Consider the following 19,632-nt stretch of genomic DNA (forward strand, 5'->3'; position numbering starts at 1 on the left):
CCGATCAGTGCTGGGCGTGTGGGGAAGGCTCCCCTTTCGGCGCTTCGGCTTGATCCCGAGAACCCCCGGATTCCCGAAACCCACCGCACCAAGGACACCGCTGAACTAGCGACTCTACTCGAAATGGGGTTTGAGGCGTACACTGTGGCCCAATCCATCGTCGAATTGGGCTTCTTCAATGCTGAACCCCTCATTGTCATTCCGTCACCCGATGAGGCTGGCGCTTGGATTGTGGTGGAAGGCAACCGACGGCTGACTGCATTGATCGGCCTGGCGTACCCAGAGATTCGAGCTGGGTTCGCGACACCCGATCGATGGGAGGTTCTCGCCACGAAGCGGTCTATAAGCGCCGACATGGTGGTTCCCATTGTCATCCACGAGTCAAGGGCGACTACGCACGCCGAAATTGCTCGAGTCCACGTAGTCGGCAAACTTGGGTGGCGCCCCTTCATGCAGGCTCGCTACATCGCCGCTCGTGTGGCTGAGGGCCGCACCCTCCAAGAGGTTGCCGATCTAATCGGCATCCCGAGAAGCAAGGCGGCAGACCTCTATCGTGATCAGGCGGTCCTGACCCAGGCCGCGAAGCTCGGGCTCGAGACCTCGCAGGTTGAGAGTGCGTTCTCGCTGCTGACGGTGGCGATGGGTAGCACGAAGATTCGGAATCACGTCGGTGCCCCCTTGGGGTCACAGACGGTACTCGGCAAGGATCCGGTGCCCGCCGACAAGGCAGAGGAGCTCAGGGAAGTCATCCAGTGGGTGTTCGGAGACGAGGAGCACGAGTCTCGGATCTCGGACTCACGCCAGATCTCGCAACTCGGAAATGTGATCGCATCCGAGGTTGGACTGGCGGCGCTGCGTGAAGGGAAGACCCTGGAGGAGGCAAAGCAGCGCATTCAGGAGAAGGGTCTGGACCCCTTGAAGGCCCTCACGTTGAAACTCAACGCGGCGAAGAACTCGCTTTACGCGGCCAGCAGCGATGTCGCCGAGTTCGCCATGGACCTTGATGTTCAGAATCTCGTCGATGACATCGAGTCGCTCGTGGGGAGCATTCGCTCGACGCTAGACGATGTCGAGGCGGAGTCAGGCCAGTCGATCGATGACTGATCTCGAGGTCTCGAGCACGGAGGCCATCGCGGACTGGATCGAGACGAGCGTGTTTGTCAGTAGCTCGGGTCACTTCGGGCGCGACAAGGTGGATGACCTTGCGACAGCGGAGATCAGTGCGCCAGCGATGAAGGTGTCGATGGCGCTCGAAGTGATGGCGAAGCGGGCGAGCATTTTGGGCGACGCCTATCCTTTCGTCGTCCGCGACATCGCGGTTCTTCGCAGGAAGAGCCCTCTGGCTAACCAGTACGCTGCTTTGCTCTACCTAACGCCCGGATCAGTAGCGCGCCAGACGGTCCGGGTGTCGGAGACTGCGGAGATGGGGGAGCTCCTGGAGGAGGTAGCCGAGGCGGCGCTGGCCAACTTCTGGGGCGCGGGTGGGTGTGCGCTGTCTTTCGGATACCCATCGAGGCACGGGCGCCCTGAGTCGTTCGATCAGGCGGTCCGTTGGTTGGCTGGCAGGATGGGCCTGGAGCCTGGCCGGGGCTATCGCCCGCCTCGACGCAAAGACGGTGGCGTTGATGTCGTCGCCTGGCGCCAGTTCGCAGATCGCCGGCCCGGTTTTCCCGTGGCCCTCGCGCAGTGCACGATCCAGGCGGAGACCTTCACTAAAACCACCGACATCGACCTTCGACTGTGGTCTAGCTGGCTCGCAATGGACAGCGATCCACTCAGCCTGCTGGTGATTCCAGGAACGATCCGATCAGCGGGCCCTAACTGGAAGCAACTCACCACGGTCGTCATGGTTATCGACCGGGTGCGACTCATGGATCTCCTCAGTCGAGAGCCCGGGAGTTCAGGTGACCTGGCCTGGGTGGACGCGACCACATCATCGCTGAGGACGGCTCTTAGGGCGGCGGAACTGTGACCACCAAGGCCGACCTCGTCTGGACTATCGCCATCAGAGTAGGCGTCGAGCCCCCAAGAATGTCGACTGGATCAACTGAGCCTCGAGAGATCTTCGAACTTGTCAACGAGAGTCTTGGCCTCGGCATCGACGACAGTCTCACTAAACCCGACGTGGCTCGCCAGATCGTCGAGGCCGCGGGCATCCCCTGGAATGCACACTACGAGTCGAGCGGAGGCACCGTAACGAAGGTTGGCCTCGAGGCAGTGCTCAGGGCGGTCGAGCACTTCGTTGCCTGACTGTCCGATCTCCCTACCCCGCGGCCCTACGACTGTTGTTCCTCCCGCTTCGACGACGCACGATGACTTCTCGACTCGAATCCCAATGGCGCTCAACTGCAGTATCCGGGCTGAGGTGAGATCGCTCGACGGCCGCCGCTAGGCCGGGAGCGCGACGCCGGACCGCAGCCAGCGTATGCAGGACGTGTTCACGAAAGACGTGATAGGCGGCCCCAACGTTCACCCCATTGCCCATTTGCTTATAGGTCGCTGCGTCTGGTTGATCGCCGAAGTCGAACCACTCGGGCAGGCCTTGGAGCCGGGCAGCCTCGCGAGGTGAGATTCGACGCATCCGATCACCAAGGATGCTTGTCTGCGTGATGGCTACGAGAGCCGGAACATATGTCGCCTGCTTTACCCTCAGCCCAGATGGACGCAGGTGCATTACCGTCTCGCTAAGCGAATCGGCCTCCTGAGCCTGCCACTCGAACTTCCGCCTGGATGGCGGAAAGTCACGGAGGTAGTCCCATCGGGCTAGCCATGCCTCGAGTAGTTCTCGATGCTCGGTGTAGAAGGCCGAGTTCTTGCGGAGGAACGTGGCCTTCCATGCCGCAGTCCCCGGAGGAACTACGAGATCGTCCTGGTGGATGAACGCGTCAACCCATACCGGGAAGCCAGGGAGCTTTTTGACGCCCGCGGACCGGAGTGTCGTCACGAAGTCGTTCCAGGCCTCGACCCACGTAGTCTCTGCGGGAGCAAGGTTGAGGCGAAGCCTGTCTCTGAGGTCGGACTCCGACTGAATCGGCAGGTCTGCGTCCAGATTCCAGCCGGATGGAGACCAGTCGTCGACCGGCTGATGCGGAACCGAGGGGGCGACGTCCTCATGGGAGCGGCTCACTCCGAAGTACGTTGCCATGATGAACACCCGCTCGCGGATCTGGGGTCGTCCGCCCCGCTCCGGCGGCAATAGATGGGGAGAGAACACGATGGGGCGGGACGATACTTGATAGCCGAGTTCGCGGAGCGAGCGGATGATCACTGCCCACTCGTGCTTGTGCCTCGGACCGTAGATGTTGCGCACGTTCTCGAGCATGACGATCGTGGGACGTCGGACTTCCAGGATTCGAAGAATGTTCCAGAACAGAGTGCCGCGGGCCTCATCCATTCCGTGCTGCAGACCAGACTTCGAGAATGGCTGGCACGGGAACCCGGCGGCGAGCACGTCGTGCGCCGGAACCAACATGGTGGGGTCAGTGTCATTCACGATGTCCCCGAGCGCAGGCCTCCTCCAGTTGCGTTCATAGACAGCCGCAGCCTCAGGGTCCTTCTCAACTGCATAGACGCACTTGCCGCCCACGGCACCTAGGGCGGCGTGGAACCCGCCGACACCCGCGAACAGATCGACGAAGGTGAAGGGGGGGGAGTCCGGACTCATGTTCGCCAGCTTAGCTGATGCTTGAGCTATCCCGCCGGAACCGCCGTGTTGGCGCCCACCCCCGGTTCGGGGGGCCCTCCTAGGAGTTGTCATCATGGCGCATCCTTATCAGTTCGTTGCTCAGGATCTGGATCGTAGGTGTGACGTCCGACAGCAGGTACGCAACCCAGGTCCCCGGTCACGGTGACGGCGGATCAATCACGAGCGGCGAACTGGCAAGCACAAGGATCCACGAGAAAGGTAGAGCAGATTGCCGGTTGGCGGTCTTTACCTAGTCTCTGCGTAGCCTCAACATGCATGATGTACCGGTGACCGCCGAGTACAAGCCTTGGGCGTCATCTCCGCGCGTCCGCGCCGCGATGCGGGGAAATCGTCGGCGCGACACACGACCTGAACTCGCAGTTCGTCGGGCGGTGCACGCCCTTGGGTTACGGTACCGGGTCGATGCTCGGCCCCTTGCCGACCTCAATCGCCGCGCGGACTTGGTCTTCCCTCGCGCCAAGGTCGCTGTCTTCGTGGATGGTTGCTATTGGCACGGATGCCCGGTGCACGGCACTGTGGCCCAGACGAACGCTGCCTACTGGGATCAGAAGATCCGCCGTAACCGTGAGCGAGATCTTGAAACCGATACGGTGCTGGCTGAACGGGGGTGGACTTCGCTACGCGTGTGGGAGCACGAGCTGCCCGCGGAGGCAGCGACGCGGGTCTTCTCTGCCGTGATTCTCGCCCGCTCCGCTTCCGTCCGAGCAAAGTCCGACTAAGGCGCCAGGACACGAGCCGAGCCCCGTGAGAGAGTTATGCCAGGCCCTCGGAGGGACGGAACCACACGTGGAAGACACACTCGTTGTACTCAAGCCGGACGCCCTGAGCCGCGGTTTGGTTGGGCGGATCCTTCAAAGATTTGAAGACGCGGATCTTGCATTGATTCAGGCCGAAACGCGATCGCTCGATCCTGGATTCGTCCGTCAGCACTACCACGATCTTGAAGAGCGGCGCGGCCGGCTAGCTATGGAACTGACGGAGCGGTATATGATCTCCGGTCCCGTCATGGCCTGCCGCCTCCGGGGGGCGGAGGCTGTCCGCAATTGCCGGCGACTCATTGGCCCGACCATGCCGATAGAAGCGCCGCCGGGGACAATCCGGGGAGACTTCGGGCACGTTTCGGAGGAAGCCTCGATGACCGCTGGCGTGGCTGTGATGAACTTGGTGCATGCGTCCGGTAGCCCCAACGAGGCGAGGTACGAGCTAAGTCTGTGGTTCCCCACGCATATCGACCGCTCTCCCCGGGACTAGGGGCGTTCCATCAATTCAAGGTAAGCCATGCCGGCATCGGTGATAGACCAACGCACGCGACCCGTGGGCGGGTCGTCCCGAATGGTGGTGTTTCTTGCGAAGTCGAGGATACGCGAGGCGTTGTGATCTCCTAGGCCCTCCGCCTCCTCCAGCTCGGGGAGGGTCAAGGGACCGCGGTCTCTGAGCAACGCGAGACATCGAGATAAGCGAGTCCTGCGCTCCCTAAGGGAGCGATCCCTCTCCGGTTGCCGCAGATTGCCTCTAGTCTGTCGGCGATCCGCCGGCCGTAAAACGTTTCCACTGAGCACGTACTCGTTCCAAATGTCGGAGACCATTGCCATGTACTCCTCGAGAGAACCATTGTTCTCGATGGTCAAGTCGCAGATATCCCGGGCGACGGGTAGCAATCCGAAGTTGTGTTGCGATCGGTCGCGCTGGGCGAAATCGTGCTTGGATCGCACCTCCTCGCCCCGCTTCCGCACCAGGTAGCGTTCATATCGCATATTGAATGGAGAAGAGATATAAATGACTTTTGACTCGGGGAAGGACCTTAGCATGGTTCGCAGTTCTTCAAGAGTCCGGAGTCCAGTGATGATGTGTGGATCTCGCTCCATCTCGTCTTTACGATGTTCGACGATGTACTGAGCGATCGCGTCCATACCGAGTTCTTCAAGAACAGAAAGTGCGTGAGCCGCAGGGTCTGTCGCCCGATCAGGAAAGATTGACGAGCTCTGCTCCGCCAGAGGAGCGAGGAGGCTGCTGGCCTCAACATGTTGGGCGTCGCCGTGCACCGTCGCGATGCGAGCAAAGGTGGTCTTCCCCGCACAACTCTCACCGATAACGATGAGTGGAGCTCTTGGCAACTCTCCGACGGGGGGCAGCAGCGGCAATTGTACGGCGTCCTTCAACGCTGCTACGCGGGGGCTAGCGCGCCGGTAGGCTTGTGAGGGAAGGTTGAGCACCGCTGCGTACTCCCGGACGCGGGCGAAGAGCGAATTAAGGGACTTCGCTCGGAAGTCGTACAACAGGCTTTCCTCATAATCCATCTGACCTAGCGCAATATCAACCCCATCCGGCGCGAACCAACCGTTGAACGTGCTGGTGGTGAGCCATGTGTACAGCGGATGGGATCGAGGCGGAGGCTCTCGCATGACCACTGATCCGCGGGTCTCCCCATGAAAGAACACCGGCTCTCTATGGCCTGGGATGCTCAGTGCAATATCTGAACGCACGGTGACCGCACGGGAACTACCAGCTGCTTCCAGTTCGCTCGCCAATTTGGCAAAGGTCGTCGAACTGAACCATTCCTTGGTAGACAAGCCAGGATAATCCCCCTCAGGCGAACTTAGCGCATCAATGCGAACCGTGGTGTCTTCGACAAACACAAGAGCACTACGGCCAGCCGCTCGCACGGCGTGCCCAAGCGCTTTTGCGAGCATCTCGCGGGGCTTCAACTCGTAGTCCTCGTCATAAGGCTCGGATCCAGCCAAGAACTGTGTCAGCCGCACGTTGGCGTCTTGCGCAAGGATTCGCGCCTGTAGGAACTTCTCGGTGTTCGATGTGTGGAAGTACAGCACTGGTTCACGGCGACCAGAAGCCGGAAGAGACCGTGTATTGGCCAATTTCAGTCACCCTCTACGAAGTTAGGCCACAGTTTCTGGCAAAGGTCCAGTGCACTCGGCTCGAGTGTTCGGTCGCCGTCTCCATGATGTGATGTATGGCCGATTCATCCGATTCCCGGCATATAGCAAAGACCAGCGGCCCCACGGAGCTCATACTGCAAGCCACCCCGTCGTGCGCCTCGAGCTTTGTCAGGCTCTGCCTGACGACTTCATGCTGTGACGCTACCTCAATGCGCTTGAAGGCATTACGTCGCAACGAGTGGAGCCCATCCCGGAACAACTCGAACTCGGAAGAAGCGACTCCCGCAAACACTTGGTGGTACGCAGCCGCGATTGAGGTGCCTGCCTCCCGGCTGTCGATCGACCGCGCGGCCGCCGAGAACAGTTGGACCTCTTCCCGCTGCGCGAGCACGTACCCCATCGGGAGGTCTAGCAGCGCGATACGCCAAGAAGCTGGATAGGCGTGGTGAGCAGCGAGTAGAGGGATGTCGCTTTGACGTCCGAGCGAGGAGGGTCCTAGCCGAGTCCTGGCAGGGTGACCGGCGTCGAGAACGAGTCCACCAGTCCGGTAGCCGTGGACACCAACACCACTTGCGCCTCCGCGGCCGGAAAGACGAGCCAACTCGTCGTGGTACGGCTCACGGCCGTTTGACCTGTACACCGCCTCGGCAATGGCAAGTAGAAGCGCGGACTTACTCCCATAACCTCGGTGACTTGGCGGGCGGTGAACGACTTCGATCCTCCCGTTGAGTCGATCCCCAATGTGACTCTCGAGTCGGTCAAGTAGGGCTCCAACCTGGCAGTGAGCAGAGTCGTCAAGAGGAGTGGCCGACACTATGGCGAGTTCTTCAGCGGAGGTATGCCACCTCACGAGCGTGCTGGGGCTGTCAAGCATCACCCCGACGCCACCGTAACGTCGTCCAAAATGAGCGGGCAGATCGAGAAGGCCAAAATGCAAGCGCGAAGCGGCATTGACAACGCCCTCAGCGGAATACATGGTCACGGCGCTGGCCGCGAGTTCTCGTCGGACCACAGCTGCTCGAAATGGTCCATGAGCCGATCGAACAGAAAACCGTCGCCGACCAGAAGCGTGGGAGTCCTCCTTGATGGCTGATGCAAAAGATAGGGGCCAAAGAACATCGAGCTATCGACTCTGAAAATATTCACGCTGGGCATGGTCCGATAAAGCCGCACAGTGAAGTTGGTGTTGCTGTTCCGCAGTGCTTGAGTCTCGTCCAGGAATTGCCTAACCTCGGCACGTATCGTTCCAAGATTGGCGCCCTCCTCCCGGTCCCTGGCATCTGCATAGGACGACTTCTCATCGGGCGCGTCGGGATCGAGCAGCAGAACGCGAACGTTACAGCGTTTTGCCCACTCATCGAATGATCCGGAGAAGTCTTGACGCAAACTGTTCAGTCCGAATCCCAAGATGTCGATCTGACGGCTGGCGTAACGCAGGCGGTCTTCATACTCCGACCGAATAGAGACGCTACGAGTCGCAAAGATTGAGTGCAGACCGGACCGCTCAAGCGACCTTTGGCGCTGAGCTCGCCCTTCCTCAAGCAATACATGGAAGAAGGCAACGAGGCCCGCGATACCGGTAGCAATCAGCCCAGTGCCGACGGCCGTCCACGCGGCACCTTCGATTGACAGCATTATGCCGCCAGCCATTGCGATGACAATCTGGACCAAGAAATAGACCGGGTTTGAGGAACGAGTCGCATTGCGCCAGGCTGCTCGCATTGTCCGCCCCAAGGTGGACGTGACCTTCATCATCCCACCAGCCATGACCAGACCTTTCGTTTTCGAAGGGCTCGACCCGCAAAACGGAGTGCGGAGGTGGCTAGCTTGCCCGATCCTGGCGCACCCCCCTGCCCTGGCTTCACGCCGACATCCACTTCTCGAAGGGAGATGCACGAGTTAACATTGTCTGAACGACCAGTCCTAAAGCGGTTGCCAAGCGGACAGGCACAGCGTTGCCGATTTGCCGCTCGATCGAGTCGTAGCCGCCGTGGAAGTGATAGTTCGGCGGGAAGGTCTGAAAGGTCGCGGCCTCCCGAAGCGTGAGGCCGCGGTTCTCTGTGGGATGGACGAAGGACCCGCATGCGGGGGTCGTGCAACGTGTCGTCATTGTTGGCGCCGCTTCGCCAGTTCGCACGCGCCCGTACGAGGCAGTCGCCCCAACCCGTTGTGATTGGCCTGACTCCGTCAGTCGTGTGTGACACTTAAGTTGATGCTGAGGTGGAAGGTCAAATCGGTCGCCCCCTATCGGAATTGCCGAGATCCGCGCAGTTACTGAGGGATTGCTTTTGCGGAATCTGTTACACGGATCGCCAGGCGAAAGGTGTTTGGCGAGTTCGTCTAGGGCTTCTCCAGCAGTACGGTGAGAGAGGTCGAATTGAGGAGGAACGAGGTCTTGAAGATCCCTGGGCAACTCACTTGTGATGCTGCGGCGAACCGCCAACACTATCAGTCGGCGGCGTCGCTGCGGGACGCCAAAGTTTCTTGCGTCGACTGTGTAAGTTGAGTGCTCATAACCGGCTCCTTCCATCGCATGGAGGAGAATAGGGAGCCGTTCATCACGCGCAAGGCCGGGTACATTCTCGACAATCACTGCCTTGGGGCGGAAGTCGAGCACGAATCGAAGGACGTCCAACACAAGGTCGTTGCGCAGGGGGTCGCTACTCGTGCGCGTGAGGCTGCTGAATCCTTGGCAGGGCGGACAAGCCTTGAGGATGTCGAGTTCGCCGCGCTGCAATCCGAGAAACCGCCGCAGGCGATAGGGGACGATGCCGCGCACGTCTCCAGCCATGATGACATCGGGATGGTTGGCCGCGAAGGACTCGGCAGCGTTGTTGTCGTTCTCCGCGGCTGCGAGGACGACGAACCCAGCGTCCCTCAACCCCTGCGTGGCTCCGCCTGCACCAGCGAAGAGATCAATCGCTGTCCTCACGACGCTGGCGGATAGTGGCGAAGAGGAGCAGCACGAAGGTGGTGTTGGCTATTAACCGCAGGGCGGCTCCCGACGGAACGCCACGAGACCGCTTGCCGGCGTTGCCGCTTTTGAACTACCACGGCGTCGGCCGAACGCACTGCAGATCGGAGCCGTGGGTCACTGAATTGGACGCGACGGCAACACTGATCGAATAGCGGGGGTGTATTGACCAATCCATGCCGTGTCGTACCTTCAGGGCCCTGCGTCCCGAGTCGTGTCACGAGGCCATTATCGCTGTCTCCGCGACTCTCGTGTCGACCAGTCTCGTCCCCTTCTCGGCGTGTCGATCATTGCAACATGATGAGACCGCCTGGTTAGGGACCGCGATTTGGGTTCGACCCAAGACCTCCCCACGCTTGAGGTTGGGCCGCAGCGGTCTCTGCGCCGCCGAGGCGTGAACGGTGCGGACCAACCGAAGGAGAGGGCGGTGGACCCGGGCGCCGCCTGAGAAGAGTGAGCCGACTAGCCTTTAGAAGTTGGTTTCGCGGCACCGGCGAGGAGTCACGACATCCACCAACTGCCGAGGGAGGGCGGTGCGTGGATACTCTGGGCGAACGGACCCCGGAATCGGTGAGATTCGAGGGGCGAGCAGGCGACGATCTGGTCGCATCCGTGGGCAGGCGTCAGATCGGAGCCCTGAGCCCATCCTTCAGCTCTGCGTAGGCCAGGCTCACCCGTTGCCATGTCGATGCTCACCTCCCGGATGGTTTCCAGCACCAAGAACTGAAAGCGCACCGTTAAGTGGCTCTTCGCCGATGAGTGTGGGGTGAGCACGGCGCGCCGGGCGGCTGGTTGAGGGGTGACGAGGTCGAGGCCCCCGAGGATCGGAGGACTTCTACCTCTCACCGATCTCAAGGACCTCGACGATGCCCGAGCCTACGTTGTGCTGCCGTGTGCCCGGCGCCTACTGCGACCGTTGTGACCTGCTTGTCGGGCTGCCTGGGCTGCGCGTGATCGGGGTCGAACGTGACGGCCGTGACTGCCTGGTGGTCACGGTGGAGTCGGCCGCGGAGCCGATGGGGTGCCGCTCCTGCGGGGTCATCGCGCGAGGGCATGGCCGGGTCGACGTGCACCTGGTCGACGCGCCCGCGTTCGGGCGTCCGGTGCGGATCGTGTGGCGCAAGCGCCGCTGGTTGTGCCCGGACCCTGGCTGCGAGGTCGCCTCGTTCGTGGAGCAGGACGAGCGGGTCGCGTCCGCGCGGGCGGTGATGACGAGGCGGGCGTGCTGGTGGGTGATCGAGCAGATCCGCCGAGAGCACGCCTCGGTCAACGGGATCCGGCGTCACCTCGGGACGGGTTGGCGCACGGTGTGGGAGTCGATCAAGCCGCTGCTGCAGGCCGCCGCCGACGACGAGTCCCGCTTCGAAGGGGTCACCATCCTCGGGGTCGATGAGCACGTGTGGCACCACGCGTCCACCAAGGCGATCGAGGACGGCGGCCGGGGCCCGAAGGAGCTGACCGGGATGGTCGACCTCACCCGAGATCCCAACGGACACATCAAGGCTCGACTGCTCGACCTGGTGCCGGGCCGGTCCGGGGCGACGTACCGGCAATGGCTCGACCAGCGAGGTGAGGCGTTCCGCTCGAGCGTGCAGATCGCGACGTTGGACCCGTTCCACGGGTACAAGAACGCCATCGATGACCAGTTGCAGGACGCCCGCTCGGTCCTTGACGCGTTCCATGTCGTCAAGCTCGCCACGCAGGTGGCGAGGACGTCCGCCGGCGGGTGCAGCAGGACACCACCGGTCACCGCGGCCGCAAGAACGACCCGCTGTACCGAATCCGCAACATCCTGCGCGCCGGGCAGGACCGGCTCACCGACCGGCAGCTCGCCCGGCTCCACGCCGCGTTCACCGCCCGGGACGAACACGTCGAAGTCGAACTCGCCTGGCAGTGTGCCCAACAGGTCCGCTCCGCTTACCACCAGCACACCCACGCCGCCGGCCGTGCCATCGCCGAGAAGATCGTTAACACCTTCGCCTCCTGCCCGATCCCGGAGATCGCTCGTCTCGGGCGAACACTGAAGCAGTGGCGATCAGAGTTCCTCGGCTACTTCGACACCGACGGCGCGACCAACGGCGGAACCGAAGCCATGAACGGACTGATCGAGCTCCACCGCCGCATATCGGTTAACCGGCCCTGCCTGGGGCGGCACGCCATGGGTGTGCGGGTCCCCGATTGTGGTGCCTGGCAGGTGAATGCTCGAGGTGGGCCTTCTGTGTGGAGGTGTCGAAGATGGGTCTGCAGGTGCACGACGGACCGGGCGGGCATGTGCTGCTCGGTCCCGGCGAGGATGTCGAGCTGGCGAACCGGTTCCTGGCGCACCTGTCCACGCGGTGTTTCGCGCCGGCCACCCGGCGGGCGTACGCGTACGACCTGCTCAGCTTCTTCAGGTTCTGCGACGAGCGGGATCTGACGCTGGCAGCGGTGCAGCCGATGGACGTCTTCGACTTCCTTGCCTGGCTCCAACGGTCTTCGCCCGCGAGCCCGGATCGGGTCGTGGTGCCGCTGCGGGCCGTCCGCGGGGCGGCTCCTGCGACGATGAACCGGCGGATCGCTGCACTGCGCGGGTTGTTCGAGTTCGCGGTGGTCACCGGCGCCCGCTCCTCGAGCCCGGTCCCGACGGCAAGGACGAGCAGCAGCGTGCGGGCCCGTCGAGGCCTGCTCGGGCACCTCCGCTCTCCGGGCCGGTCAGTCGGTCAGGGGCGTCTGGTGCGACAGCCTCGCCGGCTGCCGGAGTCGTTACCAGCGCACGAGGTCGCCGCCTTCATCGCCGACCTGGGCACCGCCAGGGATCGTGCGATGGCGCTGCTGATGCTGCTGGGCGGGCTGCGCTCAGGCGAGGTGCGAGGTCTGCTGCTGCGCGACGTGGACATGGGTCTTCGCCGGGTCCTGGTCCTCGGCAAGGGCGGCAAGGAGCGGGTCGTGCCGGTGGACCGGGCGTTCTTCACCGAGCTGGCCTGCTACCTGCGCACCGAACGCCCTCCCGGATGCTCCACCGCGGAGTGCTTCGTCGTCTTGCGTGGCCCCACCCGTGGGGCGCCGGTGACCGAGGCCGGGCTGCGACACATCTTCCGGATCCACCGCGACCGGGCTGGCGTGCCCAGGGTCCGACCGCATCGACTCCGGCACACCTACGGCACCGAGCTCGCCTCAGCCGGGATCGATCTGGTCGTCCTGCGCGATCTGATGGGACACGCCAGCCCGGAGACCACCGCCGGGTATGTCCACCTCTCCGTGGAGACCGTCGCGAATGAGTACGCCAAGGCCCGCCAGGCCCTGAGCGCGGCTGGGTCATGACGCCCACCACGCCGCTGTTGTCCCTGGTCACGGCCACACCACAGGTCAGCGAGCCGGTATCGCCGCGCCCGGCGCCACGACTGTCGGCGGGTGAGGCACGGGATTGCCTGCAGCCGGCGCGGCTGTTGGCCGAGCACAGCGCGTACGTCGCGACGCTGGGCTGCAACCAGCAGTCCAAACGGTCACGTCGGCGCGCGGCTGAGCAGCACCTGGCAGCCTTCGTCGACCTGACGGTGTGGATGCAGCGGCCCACCGCGACCCGGGTGGCCGAGGCGCGCCGGTTCGGGTCCTGGCCGTTCCTGTCGTGGTGTTTCGCCACCGGGCGGCTGCGCCCGGACGTCGAGCTGCTCGTCATCAAGGCCAAGGGCGCCCACTTCACGACCTGGGCGAGCCTGCACCAACGCGACGTCGACCGGGCGATGGCCGCGTCCCTGGCGCTGGGCTGGTGCGAAGAGTGGTGCCAGCAGGTCTCGGTCGCCGGGCTGGCGCTGGTGTGCATGACCCGCGGGATCGTCCTGGAGCAGCTCACCGAGGAAGACCTGCGGGCCGTGTGGGCCACGATCGAGGACTCGCCGATCCTGGCCGAGGTGACCCGCAAGCCACTGCGCGGCAGGCTTTATGGGCTGTCCATGCTCGGCTACCACCTCGGGCTCCTCCCGCACCCGCCGAGGCACCCGAACCGGCGCGCCACGACCCTGGCCGACCGTCTCGCGCCGGTGCCGCAGCCGCTGATCCGTGCCGCGATGCTGCGCTACCTGAACGTCCTGTCCACCACCCGCCGGCCCAAGACCGTCATCGAGCGGGCCGCGTGCTTCGTGGTCTTCGCCCAGTGGCTGGCCGAGCATGACCCGCAGGTGAACAGCCTGCGAGCCCTCACCCGCGTCCACCTCGAGGACTTCTTGGCCTGGCACGCCACCCGGGGCTGGCTCGGGCGAGTCGCCCGGGACCAGCACATCTCCAAGGCCAGGCACCTGTCCGCGGTGGTCAACCTGCGCGTCTTCTTCGACGACATCACCTTGTGGGGCTGGTCCGAACGGCCACCCACCCCGGTGCTGCTGCGCTCGGACCTGCCCCGCCTGCCCGCAGCCCTGCCTCGAGCACTCACCGCCGACCAGGACCGGGCCCTGATGGCCGCGGTGCACGAGCTGGAGGACATCCCGGCCCGGGTCGGGGTCATCCTGCTGCGCGGCAGCGGGATCCGCATCGGCGAGCTGCTCGACCTTGAACTCGACTGCCTGTGGGAACTTCCCGGGCACGGCACCTGGCTCAAGGTGCCCCTCGGCAAGCTCGACACCGAACGCGTCGTTCCGCTCGACGAACCCACCCTGGCCGCCCTCCACGAATGGCTCGCCGTACGCGGAGCCCACCGCAGCCTTCCCCACCCGCGCCAGCCGCGAGACGCCGACTTCCTCTTCGTCACCGGCGGCCACCGGATGGCCGCCGCCCGGATCCGCCGCGGCCTACTCGACGCCGTCACCGCCTCAGGACTGACCGGCATCGACGACACCCCCTTGACCGTGACCCCGCACCAGCTGCGGCACACCTACGCCACCGAGCTCATCAACGCTGGCATGAGCCTGCAATCGCTGATGATGCTTCTCGGACACGTCACCCCGGAGATGACGCTGCGCTACGCCCGCCTGGCCAACTCGACCCTGCGCACGGCCTACGACGACGCCCTGGCACGCATCCACACCAGCACGCCGCTGCCGCTGGTCATCGACTCCCGACCACCGCTGCCGGAGCCCGGTCAGTGGCTCCAAGCCGAGGCCATCAAGACCCGGCTGTCCGGCGGCTACTGCACCCGGCCCACCGCAGCCGGCGCGTGCCCCTACGCCAACATCTGTGAGCAGTGCGACAACTTCACCACCAGCGCCGCCCTGCTGCCCGTCCTCTCGGAACAGCTCCGCGACGAGCACGCCCTCCGCGACGACGCCCACCAGCGAGGCTGGACCAGCGAGGCCAAGCGACACGAGCTCGTCATCCAAGCCCTCAACGGACACCTCGACCGGGCACCCCACCTCCACCCGAACCCTTGACCCCGACGACGAGGGCCGGTTAATCGCCCGCGGCTTCCGCAACCGAGACAACTACCGACTCCGCATGCTCCTCATCGGCGGCGGACTCACCCTAAAGCCCCACACTCAACGGTGAAGAGCCCGTTAAGTTCTACGTGCGAAGCATCCAATGCGCCCCAAGTAGTCCGGGGCGCGGATCAGAGCAGTCCAGTGCCGACCGTTGACGAGTCCGCGAACGCATCCCCCGACATCGCCGAAAGCCCTTCAAACCCTGCGGCACGCATGCTACGAATTTCCGTAGGGATGTCCCCCTGTGGATGAAAAACACTGATCCACAGTGTAATTGACGAGTAGTGACGGGCGGTGACGAGGTGCACGGCGGGGTCAAGTTCTACCGTGGCAACGCCGCCGCAGCGCGCAACTACGTCGAAGCAGATCGCTCCCGGGTCGACGACTACTACCTCGCCGAGGGGACCGGCCTCGCCACCCACATAGTCGCCCTCAACAACGGCGACGGCGTCACGATTACGGACGCCGGCCAGCTCGACGGACCGGCCTACGAGCGATGGGTCGCCGGCTACGACGTCGCCACCGGCCTGAGGAAGGGCCGGCTCCGCCAGGACGACAACGCCCTGCGCTTCGTCGAGGTCGTCGTCAACGGACCCAAGAGCTGGTCCCTCGCCGCGGCGATGCACCCAGCAGTGGCCACCGCATACGACGCCGCTCAGGACCGCGCGGCTGGCGAGATCATCGCCTGGCTCGCCGGGCACGCCACCACCCGGATCGGCCCGCGCGGCCGCCAGGTCCAGATCCCAGTCGAGCGGCTCGAGGCCGCGATCGTGCGGCACCACACCTCCCGCGCCGGTGACCCGCATCGGCACCTGCACCTGCAGATCAACGCCCGCGTCTTCGCCGCCGGCACCTGGCGAGGACTGCACTCGGTCGGCGTCGTCGACTCCATCAACGCACTCAACGGGATGGGGCGGGCCGCGATGCAGTGCGACCCGCAGTTCCGACAGGTCCTCGCCGACCACGGCTACACCCTCGACCCGAGCACCGGCGAGGTGAAGCAGCTCGCCGACTACATCGGCCGGTTCAGCGCCCGCGCCGAACAGATCACCCGCAACGTCGACCGCTACGAGGCTGAGTGGCGAGCCGAGAACCCGGGCCGCGAGCCCGGACCGAAGCTGCGCGCTGCCTGGGACCGCCGCGCCTGGGCGCAGGCGCGCCCCGACAAAGTCGCCCCCCTCGACGGTGCCGACCTCACCCGCCGCTGGAACCAGGAGCTGGCCGACCTCGGCTACGCCCCCCCGAATGCCCCCACCCCCCTGAAGAGCGTGCCGATCGCGGCGCTCAACCGCGACGCCGTCGTCGAGGTCGCCATCTCCCGCCTGGGCGCGAAGCGCTCGAGCTGGAACGCCGCTGACATCCGCGGCGAGGTCGAACGCCTCATCGCCGACGTCAACGTCATCGCGTCCGGTCCGGTGCGTCGTGAGCTCGCCGAGGACCTCACCTCCCGTGCCCTCTCTGTATGCGTCCGCCTGCTCGAGCGGGACGACGTGCCTGAGCACGTGCGCGCATTGACCTCGAAGCGGGTCGTCGACGTCGAAGAGGCCATCACCGCCAAACTCATCGAACGGGGAGGTTGGATAGTCGCCCAGGCGGCCTACGGTGCGACCAACTTCCCTGAACTCGACCCGACCCAGCTCGACGTGGCCCGGGTGCTCGCCGGCTACGCGCAGTTGCTGGTGGTCGAGGGCGCAGCCGGGTCGGGCAAGACCACCACGTTGGCCGCGGCGCAACAGATGCTCACCTCTCACGGCACGCGGATGGTCGTAGTGACGCCGACCCTGCAGGCGGCCAGCGTCGCCGCCGCCCAGGTCGGCGCCGAGGCCCACTCGGCAGGATGGCTGATCCATCAACACGGCTTCCGTTGGGACGACGACGGGTTCGGGTGGCGGGTAGCCAGCGATCCCCAGCCGGAAGCGCAGCTCAGGAACGGCGACCTCCTTCTGATCGACGAGGCCGGCATGCTCGATCAGGACACCGCACTCGCCCTGCTGATGATTGCCGACGAGAACCACGCTCGGGTCGCGTTCGTCGGGGACCGCCACCAGCTCCCGGCGGTCGGACGCGGAGGTGTGCTCGACCTCGCCGCAACATGCGCGGGACCACGAGGTCGTTGGTCCCTGGAGACCGTGCACCGCTTCCGCGACCCTGAGTACGCGGACCTGTCTCTGCTGATGCGGTCAGGCGATCGTGCCGGCTACGTCTTCGACACGCTCCTGGACCGCGGTGAGGTCGTCATCCACTCCTCGATGGCTGAGGCGCTGCAGTCTCTCACCCGTGAGGACGGCCTGGTCGTCGCTGACCGACGCGACCTCGTGTCTCACCTCAACTCGACCATCCAGGACACCCGCCACTCCGCCTCCACGGGAGGACTGCAGCGAGTCGGCACCCGGGACGGCCGGATCTTCGGGATCGGTGATCCCATCAGCACCCGCCGCAACGACCGCGAGCTCGACGTCGCGAACCGGGACACCTGGGTCATCACCGGATTCGATGCCGACTTCACGGTCCACGTCACCGGCCGGCGCGGTCACCGGGCCCTGCCTCCCCGGTACGTCGATCAGCATGTCGAGCTCGCCTACGCGACCACCGCATACGGAGCTCAGGGACAGACGGTCGACACGGCCCACCTGCTCCTCACGGAGACCACCGGCGCTGCCAGCGCATACGTCGCGATGACCCGAGGGCGCCATCGCAACACGGCCCACCTCGTCGCCAAGGACGTCGCCACAGCGCGCCAGCAGTGGGTGCAGGCCTTCAGCCGCGATAGGGCCGACCTCGGCCCGAACCGCGCCGCCACGATCGCCGAGCGCGACATCGAGCGGTACGGCGGTGTGCGACGTCCTCGGCCCGAGGATCATCACTACATGCAACCGGATTCGCAGGGCTACGGGATAGGACGGTGAGGACATCTTGGAGCCCTCCGAAGTCGCTGAGGGGCGCCCCTTGACCTTCGCAGACGTAAGGTCCCTTCCCAACGTCCCGATACGCCACCGGGGACCATGCGCTTCGATCGGCCGATCAGTGGGGCTGGGGCAGTAGCTTCTCGCGACCGACTCTGCAGTAGCTTCGTTGTGTGCCGCAGCCGGTGTGGAGCCCACTGCCCCAGGAACTTACGACCTCCGCGTGGGTCAACGACCTCGTCGCCACCGTCACTGGGGTATCGCGCACCAACTAGACGGTGGAGCAGCGAACCGGCCCGAAGAGACGATGACGTTCTCCTTGAGTCCTCACGGGGGCTGACATCGCTTGGCTACGTCGTCGAATCAGGAAAGAGCAAGGTCGCTAAGCCTGAGACCTACCTCCGGTCTAAACAGCGACAGCGACAGGGCGCTACTCCCAACTCATCAGCCTGCCCATAGAGCCGCTCGGCGGCGGCATCGATGCCTCTCGGATCGGCCTCGCGGGACTCCCCGCGTACAGCGTGTGGGGCGCCAGCTCTCCACTCACAAAACTCTGGGCGGCGACGACCACTCCGTCACCAATGATGGATCCTGCCGAGACGACGACATTAGATCCTAACCAACAGTTCCGACCGATACGCACTTCCGAGAGCATGTGCTCAAGATGCTCGATTCCGCTCGGGCGCCAATATGCGAGTGTGGCGCTGGCTATCACGACATTCGGCGAAAGAACCGTGCCAGTTCCAATGACCACGCCACCGTGACCCTGCACCACAGTGGCCGGGCCAACAAGAACCCCGTCACCAAGGTCAATCGACCCACCATAAGAGACCAGCCACACGTTTCGCTTGAGCCGAACACCTTCGCCGATAGAGATCCGTTCACCGGGGTAGGAAAGCGTCTCAATCACCGTGCCCGACAAGGCTTCGAAGTTGCTTCCAACTTCGATGGCACTCCCAACGAACTGGACGTGTCTATCAACCCTGCTGCCGGACCGAATGCCGGACGCGCCAAGATTTCGTACATGACGCAGGCTAGTGATTAAAGCAGGCCTAGCCCTCGGACTCCGGGGTCGCTTGCTCAACGCGTACTCCTTCCCATCGGCAGTCTGTCCCTTCCGAAAAGTCCAGAGCAGTGTCCCCATTCCTCATGAAAGAACGTCTCCAAGTCGAAGATTCCTTCCGACCTAACAATGTTGGCGCAGAGGATCAGGATCGACCGCCCGACCACGAACAAGGGGTTGGGGTATCGTCGCAAGTCAGCCACGAGGCAGCCTAGGACCCTTTCGGCAAATGAAGTTCCCGACTCCTTGCCCGCAACAACGAACTCACTCATTGCGATCTCACGCCGATCCCAAGCTTGGAAAACAGCCCAGGCTCGAGGTTGCTGTATAGCCATCTCAGCCTCCGTCAACCCAGCAAGGACACCCAAGTCAATACCCGATAGGCAATCACTCACTATCGACCTGAGCGCCAATTGCTTCGAGACGATTTGACTCGTCGACACGACGTGTTCTCCGGGCCCAGTTATTACAACGTCCCAATGGTGTCCACTCACCAAGAGAACATGAGATACATCGAGTGCTTGAGCTTCCCCCCGCGCGGTCAATGGACGGCCTGGTCCACCTCGTTGAGAATCAATATTCTTGATTGATTCTGCGTGCCTAATCATTACGGGAGCAGGAGCCTCAGTCCAGCGCTCGTAAAAGCACCGCGCGAACTCATGGGCTGTCACGAGGGCCCCCTATTCTTCTCAACGTGGACATCTG

16 protein-coding genes and 2 pseudogenes are annotated in these 19,632 nt (G+C 64.0%); 11 read left to right on the forward strand and 7 right to left on the reverse strand.

Annotation, left to right across the window (positions count from 1 at the left end):
• The first annotated feature begins 18 nt into the window (after positions 1 to 18).
• Genes GA707_RS06555 through GA707_RS06565 form a run of 3 tightly spaced genes read left to right on the forward strand, consistent with a single transcriptional unit; the run spans position 19 to position 2,250 of the window.
• Positions 19 to 1,104, forward strand: a complete 1,086-nt coding sequence (locus GA707_RS06555) for a hypothetical protein (RefSeq protein WP_152177580.1) — start codon at positions 19 to 21, stop codon at positions 1,102 to 1,104.
• The gene (locus GA707_RS06560) at positions 1,097 to 1,972 is read left to right on the forward strand and encodes a hypothetical protein (RefSeq protein ID WP_152177581.1); all 876 of its coding nucleotides are present in this window, start codon (positions 1,097 to 1,099) and stop codon (positions 1,970 to 1,972) included. The genes GA707_RS06555 and GA707_RS06560 overlap by 8 nt, the downstream gene beginning before the upstream one ends.
• Entirely contained in the window at positions 1,969 to 2,250 is a 282-nt protein-coding gene (locus GA707_RS06565; RefSeq protein WP_152177582.1) for a hypothetical protein, read from the forward strand. The genes GA707_RS06560 and GA707_RS06565 overlap by 4 nt, the downstream gene beginning before the upstream one ends.
• A gap of 13 nt (positions 2,251 to 2,263) precedes the next feature.
• Here the strand turns inward: GA707_RS06565 and GA707_RS06570 are convergent, their stop codons facing one another.
• Positions 2,264 to 3,664 carry a DNA cytosine methyltransferase gene (locus tag GA707_RS06570; RefSeq protein ID WP_152177583.1) on the reverse strand — a complete coding sequence of 467 codons (1,401 nt, stop codon included), beginning with the start codon at positions 3,662 to 3,664 and terminating at the stop codon, positions 2,264 to 2,266.
• A gap of 359 nt (positions 3,665 to 4,023) precedes the next feature.
• Between GA707_RS06570 and GA707_RS06575 the strand changes: the two genes are divergently transcribed.
• A complete protein-coding gene (locus GA707_RS06575; RefSeq protein ID WP_226963597.1) occupies positions 4,024 to 4,425 on the forward strand; it encodes a very short patch repair endonuclease in 402 nt (133 codons plus the stop codon).
• Positions 4,426 to 4,492: 67 nt separating this feature from the next.
• Entirely contained in the window at positions 4,493 to 4,957 is a 465-nt protein-coding gene (locus GA707_RS06580; protein WP_226963568.1) for a nucleoside-diphosphate kinase, read from the forward strand.
• On the opposite strand, the gene GA707_RS06585 is transcribed toward GA707_RS06580, so the two are convergent.
• The 4 genes from GA707_RS06585 to GA707_RS21735 all read right to left on the reverse strand — a co-directional run bounded on the left by GA707_RS06585 (position 4,954) and on the right by GA707_RS21735 (position 9,532).
• Positions 4,954 to 6,534, reverse strand: coding sequence for a non-canonical purine NTP pyrophosphatase (locus GA707_RS06585; protein WP_193315196.1), 1,581 nt, complete (start codon positions 6,532 to 6,534; stop codon positions 4,954 to 4,956). The two genes, GA707_RS06580 and GA707_RS06585, sit on opposite strands and share 4 nt — an antisense overlap.
• Before the next feature lie 58 nt (positions 6,535 to 6,592).
• A complete protein-coding gene (locus GA707_RS21730) occupies positions 6,593 to 7,576 on the reverse strand; it encodes a beta-ribofuranosylaminobenzene 5'-phosphate synthase family protein (RefSeq protein ID WP_226963598.1) in 984 nt (327 codons plus the stop codon).
• A 2-nt stretch (positions 7,577 to 7,578) separates the two neighbouring features.
• Positions 7,579 to 8,355: a hypothetical protein gene (locus GA707_RS06595; protein WP_152177588.1), complete on the reverse strand. Its 777-nt coding sequence runs from the start codon at positions 8,353 to 8,355 to the stop codon at positions 7,579 to 7,581.
• A gap of 106 nt (positions 8,356 to 8,461) precedes the next feature.
• The gene (locus GA707_RS21735; RefSeq protein ID WP_152177589.1) at positions 8,462 to 9,532 is read right to left on the reverse strand and encodes a DNA cytosine methyltransferase; all 1,071 of its coding nucleotides are present in this window, start codon (positions 9,530 to 9,532) and stop codon (positions 8,462 to 8,464) included.
• 1,058 nt (positions 9,533 to 10,590) lie between these two features.
• Between GA707_RS21735 and GA707_RS21740 the strand changes: the two are divergent.
• The 5 genes and pseudogenes from GA707_RS21740 to mobF all read left to right on the forward strand — a co-directional run.
• Positions 10,591 to 11,217: pseudogene (locus tag GA707_RS21740) on the forward strand (transposase family protein); the annotation flags it as partial.
• An 83-nt stretch (positions 11,218 to 11,300) separates the two neighbouring features.
• Positions 11,301 to 11,642, forward strand: a pseudogene (locus GA707_RS21745) (transposase); the annotation flags it as partial.
• 167 nt (positions 11,643 to 11,809) lie between these two features.
• Entirely contained in the window at positions 11,810 to 12,874 is a 1,065-nt protein-coding gene (locus tag GA707_RS06610; RefSeq protein WP_152177590.1) for a tyrosine-type recombinase/integrase, read from the forward strand.
• Positions 12,871 to 14,913 carry a tyrosine-type recombinase/integrase gene (locus GA707_RS06615; RefSeq protein ID WP_152177591.1) on the forward strand — a complete coding sequence of 681 codons (2,043 nt, stop codon included), beginning with the start codon at positions 12,871 to 12,873 and terminating at the stop codon, positions 14,911 to 14,913. Before GA707_RS06610 ends, GA707_RS06615 begins: the two co-directional genes overlap by 4 nt.
• Positions 14,914 to 15,245: 332 nt before the next feature.
• Positions 15,246 to 17,867 carry a MobF family relaxase gene (mobF, locus tag GA707_RS06620; protein ID WP_226963569.1) on the forward strand — a complete coding sequence of 874 codons (2,622 nt, stop codon included), beginning with the start codon at positions 15,246 to 15,248 and terminating at the stop codon, positions 17,865 to 17,867.
• 427 nt (positions 17,868 to 18,294) lie between these two features.
• Here mobF and GA707_RS21750 read toward each other — a convergent pair whose 3' ends face one another.
• The gene (locus GA707_RS21750; RefSeq protein WP_226963599.1) at positions 18,295 to 18,519 is read right to left on the reverse strand and encodes a DapH/DapD/GlmU-related protein; all 225 of its coding nucleotides are present in this window, start codon (positions 18,517 to 18,519) and stop codon (positions 18,295 to 18,297) included.
• 105 nt (positions 18,520 to 18,624) lie between these two features.
• Between GA707_RS21750 and GA707_RS21165 the strand changes: the two genes are divergently transcribed.
• The gene (locus GA707_RS21165; RefSeq protein WP_226963605.1) at positions 18,625 to 18,909 is read left to right on the forward strand and encodes a hypothetical protein; all 285 of its coding nucleotides are present in this window, start codon (positions 18,625 to 18,627) and stop codon (positions 18,907 to 18,909) included.
• A gap of 35 nt (positions 18,910 to 18,944) precedes the next feature.
• Here GA707_RS21165 and GA707_RS21755 read toward each other — a convergent pair whose 3' ends face one another.
• Positions 18,945 to 19,535, reverse strand: coding sequence for a histidine phosphatase family protein (locus tag GA707_RS21755; protein WP_226963600.1), 591 nt, complete (start codon positions 19,533 to 19,535; stop codon positions 18,945 to 18,947).
• Between the last annotated feature and the right edge of the window lie 97 nt (positions 19,536 to 19,632).

Origin of the sequence: Nostocoides sp. F2B08, from assembly GCF_009184895.1 — a bacterium.
Classification (GTDB): domain Bacteria; phylum Actinomycetota; class Actinomycetes; order Actinomycetales; family Dermatophilaceae; genus F2B08.

What these genes read in the sequence shown, in the direction of transcription:
- GA707_RS06595 (WP_152177588.1), bottom strand. Translation starts at nt 8,355, where the DNA reads ATGATGAAGGTCACGTCCACCTTGGGGCGGACAATGCGAGCAGCCTGG.
- GA707_RS06610 (WP_152177590.1), top strand. Translation starts at nt 11,810, where the DNA reads ATGGGTCTGCAGGTGCACGACGGACCGGGCGGGCATGTGCTGCTCGGT.
- GA707_RS21750 (WP_226963599.1), bottom strand. Translation starts at nt 18,519, where the DNA reads ATGCTCTCGGAAGTGCGTATCGGTCGGAACTGTTGGTTAGGATCTAAT.
- GA707_RS21730 (WP_226963598.1), bottom strand. Translation starts at nt 7,576, where the DNA reads ATGTATTCCGCTGAGGGCGTTGTCAATGCCGCTTCGCGCTTGCATTTT.
- GA707_RS21755 (WP_226963600.1), bottom strand. Translation starts at nt 19,535, where the DNA reads ATGATTAGGCACGCAGAATCAATCAAGAATATTGATTCTCAACGAGGT.
- GA707_RS06615 (WP_152177591.1), top strand. Translation starts at nt 12,871, where the DNA reads ATGACGCCCACCACGCCGCTGTTGTCCCTGGTCACGGCCACACCACAG.
- GA707_RS06570 (WP_152177583.1), bottom strand. Translation starts at nt 3,664, where the DNA reads ATGAGTCCGGACTCCCCCCCCTTCACCTTCGTCGATCTGTTCGCGGGT.
- GA707_RS06560 (WP_152177581.1), top strand. Translation starts at nt 1,097, where the DNA reads ATGACTGATCTCGAGGTCTCGAGCACGGAGGCCATCGCGGACTGGATC.
- GA707_RS06575 (WP_226963597.1), top strand. Translation starts at nt 4,024, where the DNA reads ATGCGGGGAAATCGTCGGCGCGACACACGACCTGAACTCGCAGTTCGT.